Source organism: Nonomuraea jiangxiensis (assembly GCF_900099965.1).
Classification (GTDB): Bacteria; Actinomycetota; Actinomycetes; order Streptosporangiales; family Streptosporangiaceae; genus Nonomuraea; species Nonomuraea jiangxiensis.
Map to the genome: position 1 here is coordinate 24,793 of NZ_FNDJ01000010.1, position 23,336 is coordinate 48,128.

18 protein-coding genes are annotated in these 23,336 nt (G+C 71.1%); 5 read left to right on the top strand and 13 right to left on the bottom strand.

What is annotated here, in order from left to right; translation table 11 throughout:
- Positions 1-26: 26 nt before the first annotated feature.
- The gene (locus BLS95_RS22010; RefSeq protein WP_090934151.1) at positions 27-2,555 is read right to left on the bottom strand and encodes a glycoside hydrolase family 9 protein; all 2,529 of its coding nucleotides are present in this window, start codon (positions 2,553-2,555) and stop codon (positions 27-29) included.
- A gap of 166 nt (positions 2,556-2,721) precedes the next feature.
- Between BLS95_RS22010 and BLS95_RS22015 the strand changes: the two genes are divergently transcribed.
- Positions 2,722-3,927 (top strand): PucR family transcriptional regulator, encoded by a 1,206-nt coding sequence (locus BLS95_RS22015; protein WP_090934154.1) that lies wholly within the window; start codon positions 2,722-2,724, stop codon positions 3,925-3,927.
- On the opposite strand, the gene BLS95_RS22020 is transcribed toward BLS95_RS22015, so the two are convergent.
- From BLS95_RS22020 to BLS95_RS22040, 6 genes are all read right to left on the bottom strand, one after another.
- A complete protein-coding gene (locus BLS95_RS22020) occupies positions 3,928-4,797 on the bottom strand; it encodes an SGNH/GDSL hydrolase family protein (RefSeq protein ID WP_090934157.1) in 870 nt (289 codons plus the stop codon). It abuts the gene before it with no gap.
- Between the two features lie 57 nt (positions 4,798-4,854).
- A complete protein-coding gene (locus tag BLS95_RS22025; RefSeq protein ID WP_090934160.1) occupies positions 4,855-5,994 on the bottom strand; it encodes an alkaline phosphatase PhoX in 1,140 nt (379 codons plus the stop codon).
- Positions 5,995-6,121: 127 nt separating this feature from the next.
- Positions 6,122-6,307: a hypothetical protein gene (locus BLS95_RS54330; protein ID WP_143043828.1), complete on the bottom strand. Its 186-nt coding sequence runs from the start codon at positions 6,305-6,307 to the stop codon at positions 6,122-6,124.
- A 296-nt stretch (positions 6,308-6,603) separates the two neighbouring features.
- Positions 6,604-7,797 (bottom strand): tetratricopeptide repeat protein, encoded by a 1,194-nt coding sequence (locus BLS95_RS22030; protein ID WP_143043829.1) that lies wholly within the window; start codon positions 7,795-7,797, stop codon positions 6,604-6,606.
- Positions 7,794-9,128 carry an ATP-binding protein gene (locus tag BLS95_RS22035; RefSeq protein WP_090934165.1) on the bottom strand — a complete coding sequence of 445 codons (1,335 nt, stop codon included), beginning with the start codon at positions 9,126-9,128 and terminating at the stop codon, positions 7,794-7,796. Before BLS95_RS22035 ends, BLS95_RS22030 begins: the two co-directional genes overlap by 4 nt.
- A gap of 112 nt (positions 9,129-9,240) precedes the next feature.
- Positions 9,241-9,990, bottom strand: coding sequence for a sulfite exporter TauE/SafE family protein (locus BLS95_RS22040; RefSeq protein ID WP_090934168.1), 750 nt, complete (start codon positions 9,988-9,990; stop codon positions 9,241-9,243).
- A 406-nt stretch (positions 9,991-10,396) separates the two neighbouring features.
- Here BLS95_RS22040 and BLS95_RS22045 point away from each other — a divergent pair, with 406 nt between their 5' ends.
- Both BLS95_RS22045 and BLS95_RS22050 read left to right on the top strand, forming a co-directional pair.
- Positions 10,397-12,739 carry a glycoside hydrolase family 2 protein gene (locus BLS95_RS22045; RefSeq protein ID WP_090934171.1) on the top strand — a complete coding sequence of 781 codons (2,343 nt, stop codon included), beginning with the start codon at positions 10,397-10,399 and terminating at the stop codon, positions 12,737-12,739.
- A gap of 145 nt (positions 12,740-12,884) precedes the next feature.
- Positions 12,885-13,652 (top strand): SDR family NAD(P)-dependent oxidoreductase, encoded by a 768-nt coding sequence (locus BLS95_RS22050; protein ID WP_090934174.1) that lies wholly within the window; start codon positions 12,885-12,887, stop codon positions 13,650-13,652.
- A 10-nt stretch (positions 13,653-13,662) separates the two neighbouring features.
- On the opposite strand, the gene BLS95_RS22055 is transcribed toward BLS95_RS22050, so the two are convergent.
- From BLS95_RS22055 to BLS95_RS22080, 6 genes are all read right to left on the bottom strand, one after another.
- Positions 13,663-14,931: a fructose-bisphosphatase class II gene (locus BLS95_RS22055; RefSeq protein WP_090934177.1), complete on the bottom strand. Its 1,269-nt coding sequence runs from the start codon at positions 14,929-14,931 to the stop codon at positions 13,663-13,665.
- Between the two features lie 36 nt (positions 14,932-14,967).
- Entirely contained in the window at positions 14,968-16,362 is a 1,395-nt protein-coding gene (locus tag BLS95_RS22060) for a hypothetical protein (protein WP_090934180.1), read from the bottom strand.
- A complete protein-coding gene (locus BLS95_RS22065) occupies positions 16,359-17,447 on the bottom strand; it encodes a DegT/DnrJ/EryC1/StrS family aminotransferase (protein ID WP_176993323.1) in 1,089 nt (362 codons plus the stop codon). Before BLS95_RS22065 ends, BLS95_RS22060 begins: the two co-directional genes overlap by 4 nt.
- A gap of 48 nt (positions 17,448-17,495) precedes the next feature.
- Complete coding sequence (locus BLS95_RS22070) at positions 17,496-18,527, bottom strand: NAD-dependent epimerase/dehydratase family protein (RefSeq protein ID WP_090934187.1); 1,032 nt, start codon at positions 18,525-18,527, stop codon at positions 17,496-17,498.
- 215 nt (positions 18,528-18,742) lie between these two features.
- Positions 18,743-20,239, bottom strand: coding sequence for a long-chain-fatty-acid--CoA ligase (locus BLS95_RS22075; RefSeq protein ID WP_090934190.1), 1,497 nt, complete (start codon positions 20,237-20,239; stop codon positions 18,743-18,745).
- Positions 20,226-21,620 carry a PucR family transcriptional regulator gene (locus tag BLS95_RS22080; protein WP_245765203.1) on the bottom strand — a complete coding sequence of 465 codons (1,395 nt, stop codon included), beginning with the start codon at positions 21,618-21,620 and terminating at the stop codon, positions 20,226-20,228. The genes BLS95_RS22075 and BLS95_RS22080 overlap by 14 nt, the downstream gene beginning before the upstream one ends.
- A 178-nt stretch (positions 21,621-21,798) precedes the next feature.
- On the opposite strand from BLS95_RS22080, the gene BLS95_RS22085 reads away from it, so the two are divergent.
- Positions 21,799-22,623, top strand: a complete 825-nt coding sequence (locus BLS95_RS22085) for an ABC transporter ATP-binding protein (RefSeq protein WP_090934193.1) — start codon at positions 21,799-21,801, stop codon at positions 22,621-22,623.
- On the top strand, positions 22,620-23,336 hold the full coding sequence (locus BLS95_RS22090; protein WP_090934195.1) for an ABC transporter ATP-binding protein: 717 nt from the start codon (positions 22,620-22,622) through the stop codon (positions 23,334-23,336). Before BLS95_RS22085 ends, BLS95_RS22090 begins: the two co-directional genes overlap by 4 nt.

Genomic DNA, 23,336 nt, shown 5'->3' on the forward strand with positions numbered 1-23,336 from the left:
CTTTCCCGGGCCGCCGGGCGATCGGATCAGCCGCAGCGGTCGCCGTTGAAGTGGAAGACCTCGGGGGCCGGGTTGGGGCCGGGGGCGGCCGTGCCGGTGAAGCCGAAGGCCACCGACCTGCCCGGCTTGATCGTGCCGCGGCTCCTGGCCGTCACCACCGCGCCGGACTGCGACAGCGCGGCGCCCCAGTCGGTACGCACGCGCTGCCCGCTGAGGAACGACCAGCGCAGGGTCCAGCCGTCCACGCTCTCCTTGCCGGTGTTCTCGATCACGATCTGGGCGTCGAACGCGCCGGGACCCGCGCCGTGCGCGGAGTAGCGCACCCGGCAGCCGGCCCGCTCGCCCTTGTCGGCCAGGAACGTCGAGACCCAGGCCAGCGGGGAGTTCCAGTTGATGGTCAGCTCGTTCGTCGCCCACGACTCGATGTGGTCGATGTAGCAGAACTGCGGCTTGCAGCCCCGCAGCAGCCGTTGCGCGAGCGGGTCCTGGATGCTGGAGTTGGGCCCGCCTGCCAGCGTGCCGCGCGGCGGGTTGGGCAGGGCGGGGTCGAGCTGGCGGGCGTACCAGCGGCTGTGCTGGTTCTTCGAGGCCACCTCGCCGTAGCCGGTCACGTACGACTGGTTCAGCGCGTTCCGGCCCAGGAGGTAGTCCATGCCCTCGCGTACGCCCGCCCGGTACTTCTCCTGCCCGGTCAGGTCGTAGGCCGTGGCCATGACGACCAGGTTGTTCAGCACCAGGTTGTTCGAGCCCCAGTCGAAGTCGGGCGGGTCGTACGCAAGCCCGTACGCATGTGCGCGCTGGATCGCCAGATACTTCTCGGCCCCGTCCACCACCGACTGCCGCACCCGCGCCCGGTCGGGCAGGACGTTGGGCACGGTCGCCAGGTCGAGGCGGCCGAGCTGGGCCGTGTTGCCCCAGTCGAAGCCGCGGTCACGCCAGATGTCGCCGGTGTGGTGCGGCGAGGCCAGTACGAAGTCCTTGAACTCCTTCTCGCCCGTCGTGATGAACAGCTCCGCCGCCGCCCAGTAGAACTCGTCGCTCACGTCAGCGTCGTTGTAGGCGCCGCCGCCGTTGCCGTCGTTCGGGTCGGCGTATCTCGCCGGGTTCGCCTTGGCGGCCGCCCACGCTTTGCGGGCCGCCGTGAGGTTCCTGGCGGCGAACGCGGCGTCGTACGGGGCGTACAGCCGGGCCGCCTGGGCCGCCGTCGCGGCCAGGTTGAGCGTGGCGGCCGTGGAGGGCGGGTGCAACTCGCGGAGCTGCGGGTCCAGGTGCGGCAGCAGCGGCAGGCCGGTCCAGTTCTGGTCGTGGATCTTGTGATGGGCCATGCCCGCCAGCGGCTTACCGTCAGGCACCTGCATGCTCAGCAGGAACTCCTGCTCCCAGCGGGCCTCGTCCAGGATGTCCGGCCTGCCGTTGCCGCTCTCCGGGATGTCGAGCTGGCCGTCCCGGAAGGCGGCCTTGTCGCGTTCGTAGGCGGCCATGAGCTGGTAGACCGAGATGCCGCCGTTGACCACGTACTTGCCGTGGTCGCCGGCGTCGTACCAGCCGCCCTTGACGTTCAGGGTGTAGTCGCAGACGCCGGGCTGGCAGGGCACGTTCAGGTCGCCCTGGTTCGGCGCCACGCCCACGTGGCCCGCGGGCCGGCCGTAGCCCGGCCTGAGGGTGTCGAGGATCTCGATGCCGCTGCGCTGGGTGTAGTAGAACTTCAGCGCGTCGGTGGGCAGGTCGTCGTAGATGCCGGGGGAGATGTCGAACGGCCTGCTCGTCTCCCCGTCCGCGGTCAGGGTGTAGTCCTCGCCCGGTTTGCGGTAGGCGCCGAAGTCGAGGGTGTGCACGTTCTGGCCGGAGCTGGCGTCCACGCCCCTGGGGGTGGTCCGGCCGGTGGCCACGGTGCGCTTGTCGGCGTTCTTCAGCTCCCAGCTCAGCGGCGTGGTCGCGGCGGTGACGACGGTGGCCTTCTTGGGGCCCGCGGGGAGGTAGCCGACCATGTTCACGCGCACGCGCGGTCCCGTGTCCGGCTCGTAGACCTCGGGCTCGGCGCCGCCCTTGAGCGACACGTCGTCCATGCAGAACCTCCACGGCTCGGCGCTGCCGCCCAGCTGGAAGACCACCTGGGCGTTCGGCAGCGACACGGGGGCGGTGAACGTGTAGGAGTAGTCGTTGCCCGAGACGCTCAGCTCGGGGGCGGCCGACAGATACTGCGTGTAGGGGTCCACCGGGAGCTGCACCAGCGCCCTGCCGACCTTGGCGGGGGCGGCCGAGGCACTGAACCGGTAGGCGTAGGTCTCCCCTTCCACCAGCGGGAGATCGTTCTGGCCGATGATGACGTCCCAGGGGTTGACCGTGCCGCCGGGGATGTCGGCGCACAGCCGTCCCGCGTCCACGGCCGGGGTGAGGTTGCCGGTGCTCCACCACGGGGCGGTGCCGGCGTCGAAGGTGCCGTTCACGATCTGCTCGGGTCCCTCGTCGGCCTGCGCCGCCACGGCGGGCGTGGCCGCAGGCGACAGGGCGACCATGGTGAGGAGGGCCAGTAAGGCGGCCCGGCTTCGGGTCATGGAGGTCCTTAGGGAAATTGGGAGCGCTCCCACAATGTGGAGCGATCCGATCCTCCTTTCCCGCCGCCGCCCCGTCAACGGTCGCGCACCATCGGTCCCGGAAGACTGTGAAACTTTCATCCGGGGCCCGCTTGAGGATCGGTGACCCGTTTGGCAGGGTTCGAGCGTGGTCCGCGCCCTCACCCTGGCCGGGTGCCCCGTGCACGAGGTGCTCGAACGCCAGACCGCCAAGCTGGCCAGGCGGCTCGTCCGTGGCTTCGCCGAGCAGATACCGCTCTACCGGCGGCTGCCGAAGGAGGAGCTCGACGGCGAGATCACCGCCATCACCGAGCACAACCTGCGGCTGGTCTCGCGTATGTTCCGCGACGGCGAGCCGCCGACCAGGGCCGAGCTGGCGCCGCTGCGGGAGTCCGCGATCCGCCGCGCCCAGGAGGGCGTGCCGCTGGAGGCCCTGCTCGCGGCCTACCATCTCGGGGCGCGCATGGTGTGGGAGCACCTGTTCGCCGACGCCACGCCCGCCGACTTCGACGACGCCCTGGCCGCCAACCGGCTCGTCCTCCTCTACGTGGGCTCGGCCACGGCCGCCGTGTGCACGGCGTACCTGGAGGAGCGGGAGAGCATGCTCAGCCAGGAGCAGCACTCGATGCACGCCGCCGTCTCCGCACTGCTCGGCGGCGACCGCGCGGCGCTGGCCGGGCTCCGGCTCGCGCCCCGCTACCTGGTGCTGGCCGTCGCGGTGGACCGGCATCCCGACGAGGGCCGGCGGGGCGGGGCCGTCGCGGGGCGGCGCAAGCTGCGCCGGATCAGGACCGCCCTCCAGCGGTACGCGGCCGAGCCGGTGCTGTCGGCCCTGGACACCAGCGGCGGGATCGCCCTCGTCCCGCTCTCCGGCGCGGACCCCGGGTGGTGCGAGGTCGCCGACCTGGCCGCCGCGATGGGGAAGGCGGCGGGCGTGCCCGTGTGGGCGGCGGCCGGGTTCGCGGACCCCGCGGGCGTGCCCGCCGCGGCGAAGCTGGCCGAGGAGGTGCTGGAGGTGGTACGGATCTTCGAGCAGCCGCCGGGCGCCTACCGGCTGGCCGACGTGCTGCTCGAATACCAGCTCACCAGGTCGAGCGAGGCGACCGAGGTGCTGGCCGGCCTGCTCGACCCGCTGCTCGACAACCCCGATCTGCTGCGGACGCTCAAGGCGTACCTGGACACGGGGCTGGACCGGCGGCGTACGGCCGAGCTGCTGCACGTGCACCCGAACACCGTCGACTACCGCCTGCGCAGGGCCGTCACGCTGACCGGGCTGGACCCGATGGATCCGGCCCACCTGCAGCGCATCGGCGCGGCGCTGGCCGCCCGCCGGCAGCTCGGCCACCGCCGCTGATCAGGACTTCGCGAGCGCGCCCGTCACCGCGGCCGTCACGACGGTGGCGAAGTTACGCATGCCCAACGCGTTCGGGTGGAACGGGGCGGCGGGCGCGGCCGGGATGTAGGGCTCGATCCACCGCGTGCCGGGCGAGGTGCACGGGTCGTGCCCGACGCTCGGCGTCTGCAGGTCGATGAAGCCCACCCCGGCGCCGGCCGCCTGCTCGGCCAGCATCCGGTTGAAGTACATCAGCGTGGCCCGGATGTAGTTGGCGTCGGCGCGGATGATCGGCACGCGCGGGTAGCAGCCGTTGGGCGGCGCGTACGTGGCGTAGCCCACCATGAAGATCCGGGCCTGCGGGGCACGGGCGCGGATGTCGGCGACGAGCTGGGTCAGCCTGGGGCGCAACGCGTCGGTCTTGACCCGCCAGGTGTCCTGGCCGTTCTCGACGTAGTCGTCGTTGCAGGCGTCGCCGATGGGCGGGGGCAGCAGGTTCAGGCAGTCCTCGATGAAGCCGGTCAGGCCCACGTCGTTGCCGCCGATGTGCACCGTGACGAGCGTGGTGTCCTGGCTGAGCGCGTCGAGCTGCGGCGGGACGCTGCCGAGCTCGGTGTTCTGCCGCTGGTACATGTCCGTGGTGTCGGCGCCCGAGCAGGTGACGTCCCGGAACGTGGCGGCGCCGATGGCCTGGGCGGTCAGGCGGGGGTAGTTGCGGTCGGAGCGCAGGCAGCCGAGGTCGGGTAACACCGGGTTCGGCACGAGCGGGCCCGCGGCGGCCGAGTCGCCGAGGGCCACGTACGTCTCCGCCTGCGCCGCGGCCTGGGCCGGTGGCGACAGGACGAGCAGGAGGGAGACGGCGGCCAGGAATGTGATCATCCGTCGGACCATGGGGGACTCCTTCTGCGGGGGGTAAGGGGTGCGGAATCCGTGGTCTTGCAGCGGGGTCTAGCGGCGGAAGGGGCCGGTCACCTCGTACGTGATGCCGCCGGAGCCGAGGCTCTCGCCGCTGGTGCCGCGCTGGGAGGAGAAGTAGAGCCGGGTGCCGTCGGGGGAGAACGCGGGCCCGGTGATCTCCGATTCGCTCTGGCCGTCGAGGCGCATGACGGGGGCGACCACGCCGTCGGGCGTGATGATGTTGATCTCCATGTTGCCGCCGTCCTCGGCCACGTACAGGTCGCCCGACGGGCGCCCGGTGATGTTGTCGACGCCGTCGAGCGTGCCCGTGCCGTCGTAGATCGCGGTCACGGTCTGGCGGGTGGTGTCGTAGGCCCAGACCTTGCGATCGCCCTTGGCGGTGAAGTAGCAGACTCCGGCGGCGTAGTGGCAGCCCTCGCCGCCGTTGAAGTGCCGGGCCGCCGAGACCTGGTGCCTGGTCTGGCGCTCCAGGACGCCGGGGGCCGGGTCGGGCACGGGCCGCCAGTCGACGGCGTCGCCGCCGAGGCCGCACAGCACGTCGAGCCGGCCGCTGGACAGCTCGCCCCAGGTGGTGGGCGTGAAGCGGTAGAAGCAGCCGTCGGTCTCGTCCTCGGTGAGGTAGATGACCTGGTGGTCAGGGTCGCAGGCGGCGGCCTCGTGCTTGAACCGGCCCATCGCGGGGCGGCTCTGGGCGGAGCGGGTGCCGTACGGGTCGGTCTCGAACACCCGGCCCCGGAAGATCTCCTCGCACGACAGCCAGGTGTTCCACGGGGTGGCGCCGCCGGCGCAGTTGAGGTTGGTGCCGTTCAGGATGCGATAGGCGCGCTCGATCGAGCCGTCGGCCCGGAACTTGATCGCCGAAGCCCCGCCCGCCAGCGGCACCTCGGAGTTGGACACGTAGATCCAGCCGGTGCCGTCGGCGAAGCAGGCGCCGCCGTCCGGGGCGGGGTGCCACAACGTGCCGCCGACCCGGTGGCCGGTCCTGGCGACGATCCGGCCGGTGAAGCCCGCCGGTAACGCCATGCCGTTCGCGTCGGGCACGCCGAGCGGTCCGTACGGGCTCGCGCCCGCCGCGACGGAGGCGTGCGTGGCGGTGGACACCGCGGCCTCGTGCCACACCGCCCCCGAGAACGCCACTGCTCCAAGGCTGAGAAAGGTACGGCGCCGCATCGCGTCTCCACTGGTCGCAGTTCATTGCGCAGACAAACGATGAGCGATGCTCGCCATTCTGTGAACTGGACAGCGCTGTAAAGATGGGCGGTCAAATCTGTGACGCCTCACAAAGCGAACCCGCGCCTCACCCGTCGCGGCAGAGCGGCCTGCCGCCGACCACGCAGGCGATGTCGTCGACCTCACAGCTCAGGAGCGTGCCGTCCATGCCGAGCACGAGCACGAGATCGCGCCGTGACGAATGCGCCAGCATGATCCTGCCGACGACGCCATTATCCAAGACCACGGTGGGGCGGCCTGCCGCATATTCCATGCCCTTGTGACTCCTCTCGGCTCTGGTGCAGGCCCCGCACCGGACCCGTCCCCACCAGCATGCACAGAGGCGGCCCCCGAGCGCATCGGTCGGCCGGCCCTTATTTCCGGTGGAGCGGGGGCGGGGCGGCCGGGCGGAAAGGTGAATGAGAACAAGTTCTCGCTCGCTTGCCGGTCGGGCGCCAGGGGTCGCTCGACGGAATCCTACCGGCGAGTAGCATGGCGGCCAACCGGGAGGCGGCGAAGGGAACGACCCCTCGTGGCCGAGTTAGAACGGGTTCCGCCGTCGGGATCGGTTCAGCGCAGCAGGCGGCGTACCCCGGCGGCCACCCAGATCGTGCCCAGCCCCGCGTAGAGGCTGAGCATCGCGGTCCCCATCGAGGCGAGCACCACCGACGCGACGATCGCCACCCCCAGCAGCGCGGTCCACCCGTACAGAACCGCGCGGCCCCGCGCCGAGCCGGTGTGCGCGGCCTCCTGTACGGCCGTGACCAGGGCCATGACCGCCACCCCGGCCGTGCCGACCGTGTCCCGGCCGAGCCCGATCCCCAGCGCGAGCACCCCCGCGCCGGCCACCACGAGCAGGCAGCACACCAGCGCCGTACGGGCCTCGGCCCCCGCGAACAGCAGCCGGGTGGCCCTGCCCAGGGCCAGCCGCAGCACGGTCACCGCCTCACCCACCCAGCCCACCCAGTGCAGCACCGCGATGAGCACGAAGACGGCGATGAGCGGCGGGATCAGGGGCAGCAGGAACACCATGCGCCACCCGCCGAAGGACGACCCCTGCAACCGGGTCAGCATCCGGTAGAGCGGATTGCGCCACTTGAGCGCCGTCACCAGGAGATCCCGGGCCGGATCGAACCCGGGATCCAGCCGCAGCGTCTCCCTGAAGCACTCGGCGGCCCGCCGGGGGTCGCCGAAGGCCAGCTCCGCCCGGCCGAGCACCAGGTGGGCCATGGCGCTCTCCGGGTTGAGCCGTACGGCGTGCGCGGCGGCGGCCTTGGCCGGCTCCGCCTCGCCGAGCCTGACGTGGGCCTGGGCCAGCAGACTCACCAGGTCGGACATTTCAGGATTCAGTGCCAGCCCGCGCCGGGCCGCCTCGGCCACGTCGTGGTACCTGCCCCGCAGCAACTGCCCGTTGGCCAGCAGCTTCCAGGTCCTGGCGTCCGCGGGGTCCAGGGCCAGGGCGGCCTCGGCCGCGGCGACGGCCTGGTCACCGTGGCCGAGGCGGTGGTGCACCACGCCGGCGATGTAGTGCGGGTACGGCTGGTCGGGCGCCAGCCGGATCGCCTCCTGCGACTCCGTCACCGCTTCGGCCCCCTGGCCCTGCCACACCAGCGCCAGCGCCAGCATCGCGTGCGCGGTGGAGTGCTCCGGCCGGACGGCGAGCAGGCCGCGCAGCTCCCGCTCGGCCTCGGCCGTGCGGTTCAGCTCTATCAGCGTGCTCGCCCGCGTGATCGAGTCGGCGGGGTTCACCACCTGTGGGTTCACCACTTGCCCTTGATGTAGGGCAGCAGCTCGTCCCACGCGCCGGACTCGTTCGCGTGCAAGACGTAGTTGCGCGCAGTGGCCAGCCATTCGCGTACGGCGGTGGGCTTGGCGCCCTTGGCGGCGGCCAGCAGGTCGGGCGTGGACATCGGGATGGCGCGGCCCGCGCTGATCGACTGCTGCAGCTTGACCTCCACCGCGCGGTCCACCAGGCCCTTCAGGTCCGCGCCGACGAACTGGTCGGTGACCCGCGCCACCGCGTCGAAGTCCATCTCGGCCAGCGGCTTGTCGCGGCAGAGGATGCGCAGAATGGCCGCGCGGGCCGCGGCGTCCGGCGGCGGCACGAACACCAACTGGTCGAACCGGCCGGGGCGGCGGAACGCGACGTCGACGTACCAGGGCGCGTTCGTGGCCGCCAGCACCAGGACGCCCTCGTTGGCGTGCTGGTCCACGCCGTCGAGCTCGGCCAGGAACTGGTTGACGATCTGCCGGTTGTGCGCCTGGCGCATGTCGGAGCGGCGGGCGGCGAGCGCGTCCACCTCGTCGAAGAACAGCACGCACGGGCTCTGCCGGCGGGCCAGGTCGAACATGGCGCGCAGGTTGCGCTCGCTGGACCCGACGTACATGTCCAGGATGTCGGCCAGCCCGACGCTCACGAACGACGCCCCGAGCTCGCCGGCGGCGGCCCTGGCCAGGTGGGTCTTGCCCGCTCCCGGCGGCCCGTACAGCAGGACGCCGCCGCCGGCCCGCTTGCCGAAGGCGGCGAAGAGCTCCGGCTGCCGCAGCGGCAGCAGCAGCTTGACCCGCAGCGTCTCCTTGACCGCCTCCATCCCGGCCACGTCGGCGAAGGTGACCTCCGACCGCTCCACCTTCTCCTCGGCCTCCACGGGCGCGGGGGCGGGCGGGGACGGGACCGCCTGCGCGAAAGCCACGGGAGCCATCAGCCGGGCGGCCAGCTCGGGGTCGGCCACCCCGGGATCGCGGGACACCGCCTCGTGGTAGTGGTAGCCGGCCTTGCCCGTGTCACCCTCGCCGAGCAGCGCCCGGGCCGCGAGCACGCCCATCCGGGGCGGATGGCCGGGCTCGGCCAGGAACGGCTCCAGCGCGGCGAGCGCCGCCCCGTACGCGCTCCGGCGGACGAACGTCTCGGCCAGCCCGGCGGTGATGTCCGGGTCCTTGGGCGCGAGCATGAGCGCGGCCCGGAACTCGGCCTCCGCGTCGGCCAGGTATCCCTTGGTCAGGAGCTGCTCGGCGAGATGCCGCCGGAGGGGGAGATTGTCCGGGGACAGGCGTGCCGCCTCCCGGAGCGCCTGGAGCCCGGCGTCGTCGAGCACGTTCCTGGTCCCTTCGTCGCGGATTTCTATCCAAAACTAGGCACACTACCGAAACCCGCCCCTACCAGGCGGCCAGAGCGCCAGGCACACCCGCTCTCCTCACGCCGGCGGGCTAGTCGGTGAGGAGCTTGGCGATCGCCACGACGCCGATGCACACGATCACGGCCCGCAGGACCGAGGCGGGGAGCCGGCGGCCGATCCGGGCGCCGAGGAAGCCGCCGATCATCGAGCCCACCGCCACCAGCAGCACGGCCACCCAGTCGACGTCGGCGACGAAGACGTACAGGATGGCCGCCGCGCCGTTGACCAGGACGACGAGCACGTTCTTGGCCGCGTTCACCCGCTGTAGCTTCTCGTCCAGCAGCAGGCCCATCAGGCCGATGAGCAGGATGCCCTGGCCCGCCCCGAAGTAGCCGCCGTACGCGCCGGACGCGAACGCGCCCAGCAGCAGCCAGGGGCCGCCGTGCGCGTGCCGGGGACGGTCGGCGAGCATCCTGCTGAGCCTGGGCTGGATCACGACCATCGCGCACGACAACGCGATCAGCACGGTGACCACCGCCGTGAACGTCTGTTCCGGCAGGTTGAGCAGCAGCAGCCCGCCGATGATCGAGCCCGCCAGGGAGGCGGGGGCCAGTCGCAGCAGCCGGGAGCGCTGCCCGGCCAGCTCCGTCCGGTAGCCCATGACCCCGGCCAGCCCGCCGGGCACCAGGCCGATGTTGTTGGAGACGTTGGCCGTGATCGGCGGCAGGCCGACGGCGAGCAACGTCGGGAACGTGATCAGCGACCCGGATCCGACGACGGTGTTGATGGCACCGCCCGCGATGCCGGCCGCGAGCACCGCGACCATCTCCCAGGGCGTCATGGCGCGAGACTATGGATCATGTCTTACCGGTTAAGACCAATCGTATCGATGAGTGAGATAACGTCCGGGCGAGGCGGTGCCGCCCTGGTCGTGCACGCCGATTCCGCCCCGTAAAGCCCCCGTATAAGTACGTCAAATCCCCGTATATCGCCATATTAGCCCCGGCCGCAAAACCCACCCCGAGCAGGGCCGGATACCCGGCACCGGTACGGCGGCGGCCCCCGGCGACACCCCGACCTCCGAAGACCTTGCTTTCACGGTTAATCGATGGCGTGGACTGGGCGTTCAACCACCACCAGTGCGGTACGGCCAGGAGTAACGCTCCCGTTCGACCGTTGACGACCTTGGAGTACGGACGTAAAGTTCGGCTCGCGCTTACTCGGTTTAGTGACCATCGGGAGAAGACGTGTACCGTCCGCTGCACGACGGCTGGACCCTCCGCGCAGCCGGTGACGCCCCCGTGGGACCGGCCGCGATCCCGGCCAGGGTGCCGGGCAGCGTGCACACCGACCTGCTGGCCGCCGGCCTCATCGACGACCCCTACCGGGACGACAACGAGACGCGGCTGGGCTGGATCGGGCGTACGGACTGGGTCTACGAGACCACGTTCGACTGGCAGGACGACGGCCACGAGCGGGCCGACCTGGTCTGCGCGGGGCTGGACACGATCGCCGTGGTCAGCGTGAACGGCCAGGAGGCGGGCCGCACCGCCAACATGCACCGCACCTACCGGTTCGAGGTGCGCGACCTGCTGCGCGCCGGGGCCAACACGCTCCGGGTGGCCTTCCGCGCCCCCTACGCCTACGCCGAGGAGCAGCGGGAGCTGCACGGGGAGCGGCCGGGGCCCTACGACGAGCCATATCCGTTCATCAGGAAGATGGCCTGCAACTTCGGCTGGGACTGGGGACCGACGCTGGTGACCAGCGGCATCTGGCGGGAGATCGGCCTGCACTCCTGGTCGGGCACGCGCCTGGCGGAGGTGCGCCCGCTGGTGCGCGGCGACGGCGTGGACGTGCACATACGGGTCGAGCGGACCGGGGACGCGCCCGTGACGGTCACCGCCGACGTGGCAGGCGTGCGTGCCGAGACCAAGCTGGAGCAGGGCGAGAGCACGGCCGTGGTGCGCCTGGACGTGCCGGACGCCGAGCGGTGGTGGCCGCGCGGGCACGGCGGGCAGCCCCTTTACGCGCTCACCGTCCGAGCGGGCGCCGACCGGTGGCAGCGGGAGATCGGCTTCCGCACGATCGAGCTCGACCCGGACGCCTTCCGCCTGATCGTCAACGGCCGGCCCGTGTTCGTGCGGGGTTACAACTGGATCCCCGACCACTGCTTCCCCGCCATGATCACCCCGGAACGCCTGGCGGAGCGCTTCGGCCAGGCCACCGCCGGCGGCGCCAACGCGCTGCGGGTCTGGGGCGGCGGCCTGTACGAGTCGGAGGACTTCTACACCCTCGCCGACCGCCTGGGCCTGCTGATCTGGCAGGACTTCCCGTTCGCCTGCTCGGCCTACCCCGAGGAGGAGCCGTTCAGGACCGAGGTCGAGGCCGAGGCGCGTGACAACGTGGCCCGGCTGTCCTGCCACCCGAGCCTGGCGCTGTGGTGCGGCAACAACGAGAACATCGAGGGCCACCAGCACTGGGACTGGCGGGCGCCGCTGGGCGGGCGGAGCTGGGGCGCCACGTTCTACTACGACCTGCTGCCGGGCATCGTGGCCGAGCTGGACCCGACCCGCCCGTACTGGCCGGGCACTCCCTACTCGGGCGCGCCCGACCGCGACGTCCGCGACCCCTCGACCGGGACCGTGCACCTCTGGGACGTGTGGAACCACGAGGACTACACCCGCTACGCCGGCCACACCCCGCGTTTCGTGGCCGAGTTCGGCTTCCAGGGGCCGCCCGCCTACGCCACCCTGCGCGCGGCCTCCTCCGACGAGCCGCCGACGCCGGACAGCTCACACCAGAAGGCGGCCGACGGCCAGGCCAAGCTGCTGCGCGGCCTCGGCGCGCACCTGCCGCGCCCCGGGACGTTCGACGACTGGCACTACTACACGCAGCTCAACCAGGCCCGCGCGATGGCGTTCGGGGTCGAGCGGTTCCGCTCGCTCATGCCGTACTGCATGGGGACGATCGTCTGGCAGCTCAACGACTGCTGGCCGGTGACGTCCTGGGCCGCCGTGGACGGCGCGGGCCGCAGGAAACCCCTCTGGTACGCGCTGCGCCGCGCCTTCGCCGACCGGCTCATCACCCGGCAGGACGGGGACGTCGTCCTGGTCAACGACACGGACGAGGAGTGGGCGGGCACCCTGGCACTGGCCCTGCGCGACCTGTCGGGACGGATCCTGGCGGCCGGGGACGAGCCCGTCACCGTCGCGCCCCGCGCCACCCTCCGAGTCGGCCCACCCCGCCAGGATCAGGGGCCGCAGGCCGCCCTGCTCACCGCGGAGCTGGGTTCGCTGCGCGCGCTGTTCACCCTGGCCGAGGACCCGGCGCTGGCCTACCCGCTCGCGGCGTACACGGCGGCCGTCGAGCCGGAGGAGGGCGGGCTGGCGGTCACCGTCACCGCCACGACGATCCTGCGCGAGCTGGCCCTCTTCCCGGACCGGCTGGACCCGGCGGCGAGCGTGGACGAGCAGCTCGTCACGCTGCTGCCGGGGGAGAGCCGTACCTTCCACGTCACGACCGAGCGGGACCTGGACCCGGCCGCGCTCACCGCCTACCCGGTGCTCCGCTGCGTCAACGAGCCCCACTGACACCCGCCGGGGGAGAATTCTCATCCCGTGGGTGTCCCGCAGGTAGTACTGGCGATATCCGGGGGAGAGCTTGATGCTCGGAGAAGCCGCGTTCACGGGCCCGGAGGCTATAACCGTGGTGAAGGCATCTCAGGCGGGAGCGGGCATGGACCTCAGCGGAAAAGTCGCCGTAGTGACGGGCGCGGGCCAGGGCGTCGGCGAGGGCAGCGCGTTGCGGCTGGCCGAGGCGGGCGCGGCCGTCGTGTGCGTCGACATCAACGCCACGACGCTCGACGAGACGGTCAAGACCATTCGCGGCAACTCGGGCGCGGCCATCGGCGTGCAGGCCGACGTGTCCACCCGGGAGGGAAACCAGGAGATGGTGCGCCGCGCGTGCGCCGAGTACGGGCGCATCGACGTCCTGCACGCCAACGCCGGGGTCACCCTGCTCGGCCGGGTGGAGGACTTCGCCGACGAGACCTGGGACCGCCTCCACGACCTCAACCTCAAGGGCGTCTACCTGGGGATCAAGGAGGTCCTGCCCGTCATGCGGGCGGCCGGCGGCGGCTCGGTGGTGATCACCGCCTCCGTGCTCGGCCTGGTGGGCGACCCCGACCTGCCCGCGTACGGGGCCACCAAGGGGGGACTGCGGTCGATGTGCCGCTCGCTCGCGGTGGCGTACGGACCGGACAACATCAGGTTCAACACCGTCTGCCCCGGCGACGTGGAGACCCCCGGGCTGAAGGACTATTTCGACTTCCAGCCCGACCCGGAGGCCGCGCGCCGCTCGATCACCGCCCAATACCCGATGCGCCGTTTCGCCAGCCCGCGCGACGTCGGCAACGCGGTGGCCTTCCTCGCCTCCGACGACGCCTCCTACATCACCGGCACGGACATCGTGGTCGACGGCGGGATCCTGGCCAAGGTCTACTGACCCCGGCCCGCTACAGGTCGCTGGTGATCCGCAGCCGGGTCGTCCGGCCCCTTTCCAGGAGCAGGCCGGCCACGGCCACGGAGTCGCCGTGGCGCTCGGGCGGGTCCAGGCGGAGCAGCGGGCTGCCGGTCACCGAGAACATCGCGGCGGCCCGCCCCGTTCCCGCCGGGACCAGGTGCGAGCCGACGAACTGCTCGTGCGGCCGGAGCCCGACGGCGGCCAGCTGCTCGACCTCGTCGTCCTCGAAGTCGAACAGCGGCGCGAGCGTGCTGGACTCGCCGCGCAGCCCGCTCAGCGAGGCGGGCCTGAAGACGAACGTGAACTGCGGCGCGATCAGCTCCAGGATCAGGCAGGCGAACATCAGCTCGGGAAAGCCGAACACCCCGATCATCGTGTCCACCCTGGGCTCGACCAGCCCGGCCCGGGCCAGCACGTAGGGCGGCTCGATGATGACGGGATCGGGCACCACGACGTCTCCGACCCCGCCCTCCCGCAACCGGCGGATCAGCGTCTGGTGGAACGGCCCGGTGTCGTGGCTGTGGGTGACGACCCGCAGGTCGCCGCGCCGGCGCACGCCGCACTCGGCGCCGATCGCGTCGATCAGGTCGAGCGCGTGCTCCTCCGGCGGGGTGCCGAGGTCCAGCCGGCCGGCGATGGAGACGGGCGCGAGCACCGCGTACGCCTGCAGGTCGGGCACCGAGCGCAGGCCCTCGCCGAGGCCGCCGAGCGACAGGGCGCCGGGCAGGCCGAGGGCGGTCAGCGTGGTGCCGTCCACGTAGTCGAAGATGCCGCTCCAGGTGCGCGGGGAGCTCGCGTCGCCGCCGAGCTCCTGTCCGACGAAGGCCCCCGGCATCTGCTCGCCGGGCCCCTCCCCGGCCACGATGACCAGGCGCTCGGCGAAGCCGCGCAGGATCGACTCGGCGGCGGCGGTGGCCTGCCCGTCGATGCGCCGCTTGCGGGCCTGGACCCCCTGGTCCCCGCCCTGGTCCCCGTCCTGGTCAGACCCGGCGTCCTCCGGCCCGGCCGGCTCACCGGCCGCCAGCCGGCCCGCCCGCGCGGCGGCCGCCATCGCGGCCACCAGGACGGCCGGGACGTCGGACGCGGCGCCGGTGTCGCGCCCGGCACGGCCCGGCCCGGTGTCGCGTCCGGCCGGCTCGACGCCGTCGGCGGACGTGACCGCGCGGACCTCCGTCACCGACTTGTCGAAGAACCTGATCCGATCGGTCCACGACCGGCTGAATCGGGGGATCGCATTGATGGCATTGTCCGTGACAGTCATTTATGGCCGCCTAGATGCTGAAGGGCGTTCAGAGAGTCATCTTCGCCCTTTCCATATTCTGAGGATCGCAGCGATGATGATAATTGCCAAGGCCACCGCGACACACAGCTTCAGCCAATCCCGGGCGCCGATCCACACGTCCACCTGCTCCACCAGCTCGGGGATTCCGCCGATGGCCAGCCCGGCGGCCAGGGCCGCCAGCAGCGTGTTGGAATTCGACGTGACCACCTGGTCGCGAGCCCGGCTGAGCTCGGAAGCGAGCTGGATCACCCGGTCCATCTCTTTTGCCGTGCGTGCCGCAGCCTCATCGGATTTGCGCAGAATACAAAGCTCTTCGTCAAATGCCCGATTTCTTGCCTCGTGTAGTGAGTGCCGAAAATTGTGAAGCTCCGTCAGCATCGCGGAATGGCGTAGCTGGGATTTGGCGATGCCGATGTTGCGCTTCGCGGCGATGGTCGGCTCCGTTATCAGAGTTTCCATCGTGAGCCGGTAGTGCCGTTCCAGGTTCTCCGACACCGCCTGCCGCAGGTTCGCGACCGTCCACACGAAAATGGAGGAGGAGTCGAAGCCGTAATAGCGCATCCTGAACTCCGATCGCGGCCGCAGGTCGATCGGCAGGTGCGAGATCTCCAGGCAGCAGCTCGGGTTGACGAAGACCATGTGGTCGCCGAGCACCGTGTATCCCGTGGCCACGTCGTTGAACACCTGGTCCGGGCTGCGCCTGCGCCACAGCCCGTCCTTGCTGACGTGGTCGGTGGCGTAGGCCATCAGCGTGGAGATCTCCCAGCAGAAGCGCCGTGACTCGGCCACTCCGTCGTAGGGGGCCTCCTCTCTCGCGGACCCGTTGAGGTCCCAGATCTGGACGGCGGGCAGCGCGTTCATCGGGCGCCGCTCGATGACGTCGCCGTCGCTGAGGATCGCCTGGTCGCACAGCGCGGTCACGGCCTGCTTGGCGACCTTCTCGCAGACGCTCCTGCTGGTGATCACGTTGACCAGCTGCACGAGCTCGTCCAGGTCGAGCGGGTGGCTGAGCCGGATGCTGCCCAGCGCGTCGGTACGGTTGGCCGTGGCGAACACCCACGGGATGACGAGCAGGGCGTATTCGTCGTCCATCCAGACGATCGACTGGTGCAGGTCGTCGGTTTGCGCGTGGGCGGCGAAGGCGATCTCGGCGGGCAGCCTGCTGGCCGGGAGCAGCTCGGAGTAGTGCAGCCCGTGGTGGTCGATGAGCTTGGCCAGGTAGGAGTTCTCTCCCTGGTTCTGGTCGATCTTGCCCGAGTCGAGGGCGGTGGTGAGCACGCTGGGCCTCAGGTGCAGCGCCGTGTAGGTGATCAGGCTCACGCCGCTGACGAAGAGCTCCGAGACCTTCGGGGCCTGCGGGATCTCGCCGGGTTCGCCGAAGACGGTCGTACGGTAGCGCGAGACGATCATGTCCGTCGTGCTCCCAGGGCCTGGCGCAGCTCCGACGTCACGCCCTCGACGCACTCCAGCGGGAAGCCGGGCCCCGTCGGAACGCAGATCACCCGGCGCGCGAGCTGGGCCGACACCGGCGGCGAGGGCGTCCCCCAGAGCCTGCTCTGCGACTCGAAATACGCCCTCGCCTCGAACCCGCTCGCGGCCAGGCGGGAGATGAGCGCGTCCCGGTCGGACCGGCTGGTGTCCGGTGGCAGCAGGAACGGCGCGTGGATCCGGTTGGAGCCGCCACCGTCGTCCTGGCCGGTGAGCGGGGTGCCGGACAGGTGCTCGCGGTAGGTGTCGTAGACCAGCCGCAGCTTGCTCACCACCATGGGCAGGTCGGGCCAGGCCAGGGTCAGGTAGGCGGCGTTCAGCTCGGGCAACCGCCTGGGGTGCAGGAGAAGCCCGGGATGCCCGCCGCGCTCGTCGAGCACGTGCCCCGGCAGGCACAGCGCGCCTCCCGTGCCCGCCGCGTGGATCGGCTTGGTGAAGCTGAAGCTGAGGGCCACGAAGTCGGCCTGGCACACGGAGTTGGTGGCGTTCCGCGGAGTGCCCAGGCTCTCGCACGCGTCCAGCACGAACGGGATCCGCCTGGACGCGCACACCCGGGCGATGCCGGACCTGTCGCAGGGGGTGCCGTAGTTGTCGACGGCGATCACCGCGGCCACCGGCATCCTGTCGCAGGCGGTGGCGAGCGCGCCGACGTCCATGTTGAACGAGCCCGGGTCGACGTCGATCCACCGGGGCACGGCGCCGACCTGCGAGATGGCCGCGCCCACGGCGTGATAGGCCAGGTCCGGCGCCGCCACGTGGTCGCTCGGGCGCACACCCGCCATCGCGAGCGCCATCACGAGCGCGTCCGTACCCGAGCGGGTGGGCACGACCGACCACGACGCGGGCAGCCGCAGCTCGGTCGCCACGCAGCCGGCCACCCGGCGGGACCAGCCGCCGGCGGTGCGGTAGGTGCCGGAGAGCATGATCGCCTCCATGGCGGCCAGGAACTCCGCCTGCCGGTCCTCCGCGAGCCGATAGGGGCTGACGATGGGGAGCTTGAATCTCATCGAGTTCGCGTACGCCATCTGATAGTCGTTTTCTGCGCGATCGGCCGGTCAGGCCGCACCGGTCCAATACAGGCGGTCATCCAGCCGCTTTGTGCGCTGGTGCCGGAGAATGCCGGCGAGCCGCTCGAACCTGCCGCTCACCAGATCTTCTTCGTCGAGGTCGATCGACCGGTAGAACTCCGCCAGTTCTTCGATGCCCTGCCGAACCGTCCGGTCGAGACGCAGTCCAGGAATGGCGCGGAAAATCTTGGTGGAGTCGATCCGATATGAGCGTTTGTCGTGCAGGCTTTCCACGGCGGCGCCGAGCGTCGAATCCGGCACCGTGGTGGTGACCAGCTCAGCGATCTCGCTGATCCGATGGCAGTTGTCGGAGCGGCCGACGTTGAATATCTCGTTGTGCACGACCTCGCGGGGAGCCTCCAGCGTGGCGATGACGGCCTGGCAGAGATCGGCCACGTGCACGAAGGGGCGCCAGGCCAGGCCGTCGTCGCGCAGCCGTACTTCCTTGCGGACGCAGGCGAGCGCGGTCAGGAAGTTGACCACCAGGTCCAGCCGCAGGTTGGGCGAGGGGCCGAAGGCGGTGGCGTTGCGCAGGAAGGTGGGGCTGAAGTCGTCGGTGGCCAGACGCGCGATGTCGCACTCGGCCAGGTGCTTGGCGACCGCGTAGGGCGTCATCGGGCGCACCGGGTCGGCCTCCGTCAGCGGCTCACGGCTGTCGAGCCCGTAGATGCTGCAGCTGGAGGAGAACACGAAGCGGGAGACGCCCGCCTCCCGCGCCAGCCGGGCGGTGCGCACGGCCGCCAGGTGGTTGACCTCGAACGTGAGAGCGGCGCAGAGATTGCCCAGGGGATCATTGGAAAGGGCGGCGAGATCGACAACACCGTCAACATCATGGAAATCAGCGACCTGTAGTTGCCGGATGTCACTGGATCTTTGATTTGTCCCGTTATTGCCGTCCAACACGCTGGCATCCCGGAAGAAGTGCGTGTCCACGCCGGTCACTTCATGGCCGGAGGCTTTCATCATTCTGGTCAGAACGGCCCCGACATAGCCCGCGGAGCCGGTGATGAGCACGCGCATGGACTTCTCCTGTCGGAGGCCGGCTGCCCAGAACTATAGATCACGCATTCGCCGAGTCAAGGTTTTATGCCGGTAGCTCATGCTTGCCGTCCGAATTATGTCAGCATATCTACGGCGGCAGGCGTGATTCACCATTTGTCGCGTTTGAGGAGAGGGGATAGGTATTGTCATTAATGCAGGCGATTAGCCGCGCGCCGGCACGCGGCGACCCGCGCTCACACCCGCTGATCGGCCCGGCCCGCAGCCGGGCGGGCGAGCGCGCGCTTGAGGATCTTGCCCGTGGGGCTCATCGGCAGCTCGTCCACGAACGACAGGTGACGCGGGTATTTGTAGGCGGCCACCCGCTCGCGGACGAAGTCGCGCAGGTCCTCGCCGGTCACCGGGGCGCGCAGGGCGACCGCCGCCGCGATCTCCTCGCCCAGCTCGGGGTGCGGCACGCCGAAGACGGCCGCCTGGCGTACGGCCGGGTGCTCGTACAGAACCTCTTCCACCTCGCGCGGGTAGACCGTGTAGCCACCGCGGATGATCACGTCGCGGCGGCGGTCCACCAGGAAGAAGTAGCCGTCCTCGTCGACCCGGCCGAGGTCGCCGGTGTGGAACCAGCCGTCGCGCAGGGCCTCCGCGGTGGCCACGGGGTTGTTCCAGTAGCCCTTCATCACGTTGGGGCCGCGTACGACGATCTCGCCGATCTCGCCGCGCTCGGTCTCCGTGCCGTCCTCGTTGACGACCTTCATCTCGACGTCCCTGATCGGCCAGCCGATCGAGCCCGGTTTGCGGTGGTCGCCGCCCCGGTTAGTGGCCGCCACCGGGGAGGTCTCGCTCAGGCCGTACCCCTCGATGATCTCGCAGCCGAACCTGGCCTCGTACGCGCGCAGCACGTCCAGCGGCAGCGCGGCCCCGCCGGACGCGCAGACCCGCAGCATCGACATGTCCGAGGCGCCCGGATGGTCGAGCAGCGCGATGAACATGGTCGGCACGCCCTGGAAGACCGTCACCCCGTCGCGCCTGATCACCTCCAGCGCCCGCCCCGGCTCGAACCGCCGCAGCATCGTCAGCCGCGCGCCCGCCTGCACGGTGGCGTTGAGCGAGCACGTCTGGCCGAACGTGTGGTAGAGCGGCAGCGCCCCCAGCACCACGTCGTCCACGCCGAGCGCGTGCATGCGGGCCACGGTGGCGGCGTTGCCGCTCAGGTTGCCGTGGGTCAGCTCGATGCCCTTGGGCCGGCCCGTCGTCCCCGAGGTGTAGTGGATGACCGCGGTGTCGTCCGGGGCCATGGAGACGATCTCGTGCTCGGCCGCCACCCCGCGCAGCAGCCGCCGGAACTCCTCCGGCACCACGAAGAAGCAGTCGGCCTTCGTGCCCGCCGAGCCCGCCTCGGCCGCCTCCGCGAACGCGTGCCAGGCCACCAGCAGCCGCGCCCCGCAGTCCCCCAGGTACGCCGCGATCTCACGGCGCTTCAGCAGCGGGTCGAGCGGCACCACCACGGCCCCGACCCGCAGCACCCCGTAGTAGACGACGCCGAACTCGGGCACGTTCGGCAACATGATCGCGACCCGGTCACCGGCGCCGATCCCGCGGGCCAGCAGCAGCCCCGCGAGCCGGGCGCTCAGCTCCTCCAGCGTGCCGTAGGTGAGCCGCGCCTCGTCCAGCGTGAGCACCGCCCTGCCACCGAGCCGCTCGGCGGAGATGTGGAGCCGGTCAGCGAGGTTCATGGAAAGACCGTACGTCCACGCTCCCACGTCTCTCATTGGTCGCTGTGGCCAGTCTTTCCCGCCCGGTATTGGTGGGCCCGCAGGTATCCGGCGCGGGCACGGCGAGAGCCGGCTGGGCGTCCTGCAGCGCGATGGCCACGAGCAGGTCGACGAGATCGTTGATCGAGCGCAGGCTGCGCCCGGTGCGTTCCTGGATCCGGCGGAGCCGGTACTGGGCGGTGTTCGGGTGGATCTGCAGCCGCTCGGCCGCGGTCCGCAGGTTCAGGTCGGCGGCGGCGAACGCCCTGATCGTGGCCGTGAGCACACCGCCGCGCGCCCGGTCCTCGGCCAGCAGCGAGGTGATGCGCGGGTCCACCAGGTGGCGGGCGGTGTCGTCGGCCTTCAGCGCCAGATACTGGAACGGCGTGATCCGCGGCAGCGCCGCCACGCCGCCCTCCTCGGGCACGAAGTCCAGCACCGCCCTGGCCTCCTGGTAGGCCTGCGGGATCTGCGCCGGGCCGGCCGACACCGTACTGATGCCCATGGCCAGCCTGATGCCCTCGTTCGCCAGGCCCTCCAGCACCGCCTGCAGCCGGTCGCACAGCTCCTCGGGATCGGCGTTCGGGCCCAGTACGGGCACCGCGACGATCTCCGACTGGCGGACGACGGACAGGGTGCGGGTGCCGTTCCCACCGGTCCTGGCGATGGCCGCGCAGGCGGCGTGCCGGGCGTCGGCGCCGCGGTCGGGTCCGGCCGTCACGGCGGTGGGCGGGCCGAGCAGCACCGCGGTCACCACCAACAGGGGCGTGCGCGCGTCCGGCGCCAGGCCGTGCGCCTGCGCCGCGGCCAGCTCCCTGCCGCTCGTCGGCACGCCCCCGGCCAGCAGCGTCTCCAGCAGGTCACGGCTCTCACGCACCGCCTCGGCGGCCGCGTACTGCTGGAACTCCATGTACGCGTTCGCCGCGTGCGTGCTGGCGAAGTCGCAGTAACGCATCAGCGGGGCCGCCAGCGACAGCGCCGCCTCGCGCCCGGCGGGCGTTTTCCCCGCCCGCTCGACCACCGACTCCCAGAACACCTGCTGCCCGACCCGGAACGCGTTGATGTAGTCGGCCAGCGCCACCCCCGCCCTGGCCCGGCGCATCGCGGCCCGCCGGGTGAACGAGATGTCCTCGAACCTCACCGTGCGCTCCTCCAGCAACACGGCGAGCTTGGCGCTGTAGTGCTTGACCACCTGGTCCCGTACGTCGGCGTGGAAGTCCGGCCCCTGCGCCGCGTAGCCGGGGATCTCCTCGCGCATCGCCGCGACGGCGGCGTCGGCCAGCGACTGGAGGTCGCCGAGGAGCTCGGACAGGATGCGGGCGCGTTCAGCGCGGACCGGATCCGTGCTGAGAACACTGACCATGCCGGGATGATCCATGGCCATTGCCGGACGGTCAACGGGTTGTAACCGGTCCGAGACCAGCGCTGTGCTCAGAGGACAACTCGCCTGAAACATCTTGGGTCACCGTGCCCAATGCGGCCCGTGACGAGCGGCTCCTACGCTGAGCCCAACATCAGAACATTGTTCTCCAGGAGGCCGGATGCTGGAGGTACACGATCTTACCGTTCGCTTCGGGGGCATCACGGCGCTGGACGGCGTGGGCTTCGACGTGGGGCGCGGCGAGATGGTGGGGCTCATCGGGCCGAACGGCGCCGGCAAGACCACCCTGTTCAACTGCCTGACCAGGCGCTACGACGCCGACTCCGGGACCGTCTCGTACGAGGGCAGGGACCTGACCTCCGTCGCCCCGCACGCCATCGCCGAGCTGGGCATCGCCCGTACCTTCCAGAACCTTGGTTTGTTCCCGCGTATGTCCGTCAGGGACAACGTGCTGGTCGGCGCGCACCACCGCGGCCGCGGCGGATTCCTCACCGCCGGCCTGCGGCTGCCGGGGGTGCGCCGGGAGGAGCGCGCGCTGCGCGCCGACGCCGACGCCGTGCTGGAACGGCTGGGCCTGACCGGGGTGTCCGCTCATCCCGCGACCGGGCTGCCGTTCGGCACGCTCAAGCGGGTGGAGCTCGCCCGCGCCCTCATCGGCCGGCCCCGGCTGCTGCTGCTCGACGAGCCGGTGAACGGGCTGAACGCGGCCGAGGTGGAGGAGTTCGCGGGCATGCTGGGCGCGATCCGCTCCGAGTACGACCTGACCGTGATCGTGGTCGAGCACCACATGGGGTTCGTCATGGGGATCTGCGAGCGGATCGTCTGCCTGGACTTCGGCCGCAAGATCGCCGAGGGGCCACCGGGCGAGGTGCAGCGCGACCCCGGCGTCATCGAGGCCTATCTGGGGACGGCCGTGAGCGAGGGAAGCGAGCGAACAATCGAACGCAGTAGCCGGCTCATGCGACCGACGAAGGAGGGCGCATGAGCACTCTAGAGGTCGAGGATCTGACGGCCGGATACGGTGACGCCCGGGTGCTGCACGGCATCGGCCTGACCGTGGGCGAAGGGGAGATCTGCGCGATCCTCGGCCCCAACGGCGCGGGCAAGACGACCCTGCTGCGCGCGCTGTCCGGCATGATCAAGGCCCGCGGCCGGGTCCGGCTGGGCGGGACGGACCTGGCGGGCCGCTCGCCGGACGCTCTGGCCAGGCAGGGGATCGCGCACGTGCCCGAGGGACGGGGCACGTTCATGCCGCTGACCGTCGAGGAGAACCTGCGGCTGGGCGCGTTCGTCCGGCGCGGGCGCGACGGCGTGAACGCCGACATCGAGCGCATCCACGGCTACTTCCCGGTGCTCAAGGACCGGATGAAGCAGGCAGCGGGAAGTCTCAGCGGCGGCGAGCAGCAGATGCTGGCGATCGGCCGGGCACTCATGTCGCGCCCCCGGCTGCTGCTGCTCGACGAGCCGTCACTCGGCCTGGCGCCGCTGGTCACCCGGGAGTTGTTCCGCATCGTCCAGGCCATCAACGCAGAGGAGCAGACCACGGTGGTCGTCGTCGAACAGAACGCACATCTCGCCCTCGGCATCGCCCAGCAGGCGCACGTGCTGGAGACCGGGCGGATCGTCCTGTCGGGCACGGCCGAGCAGATCAGGGCCGACGAGCAGGTCGCGCAGTCCTACCTCGGGTACCGGGTGTAG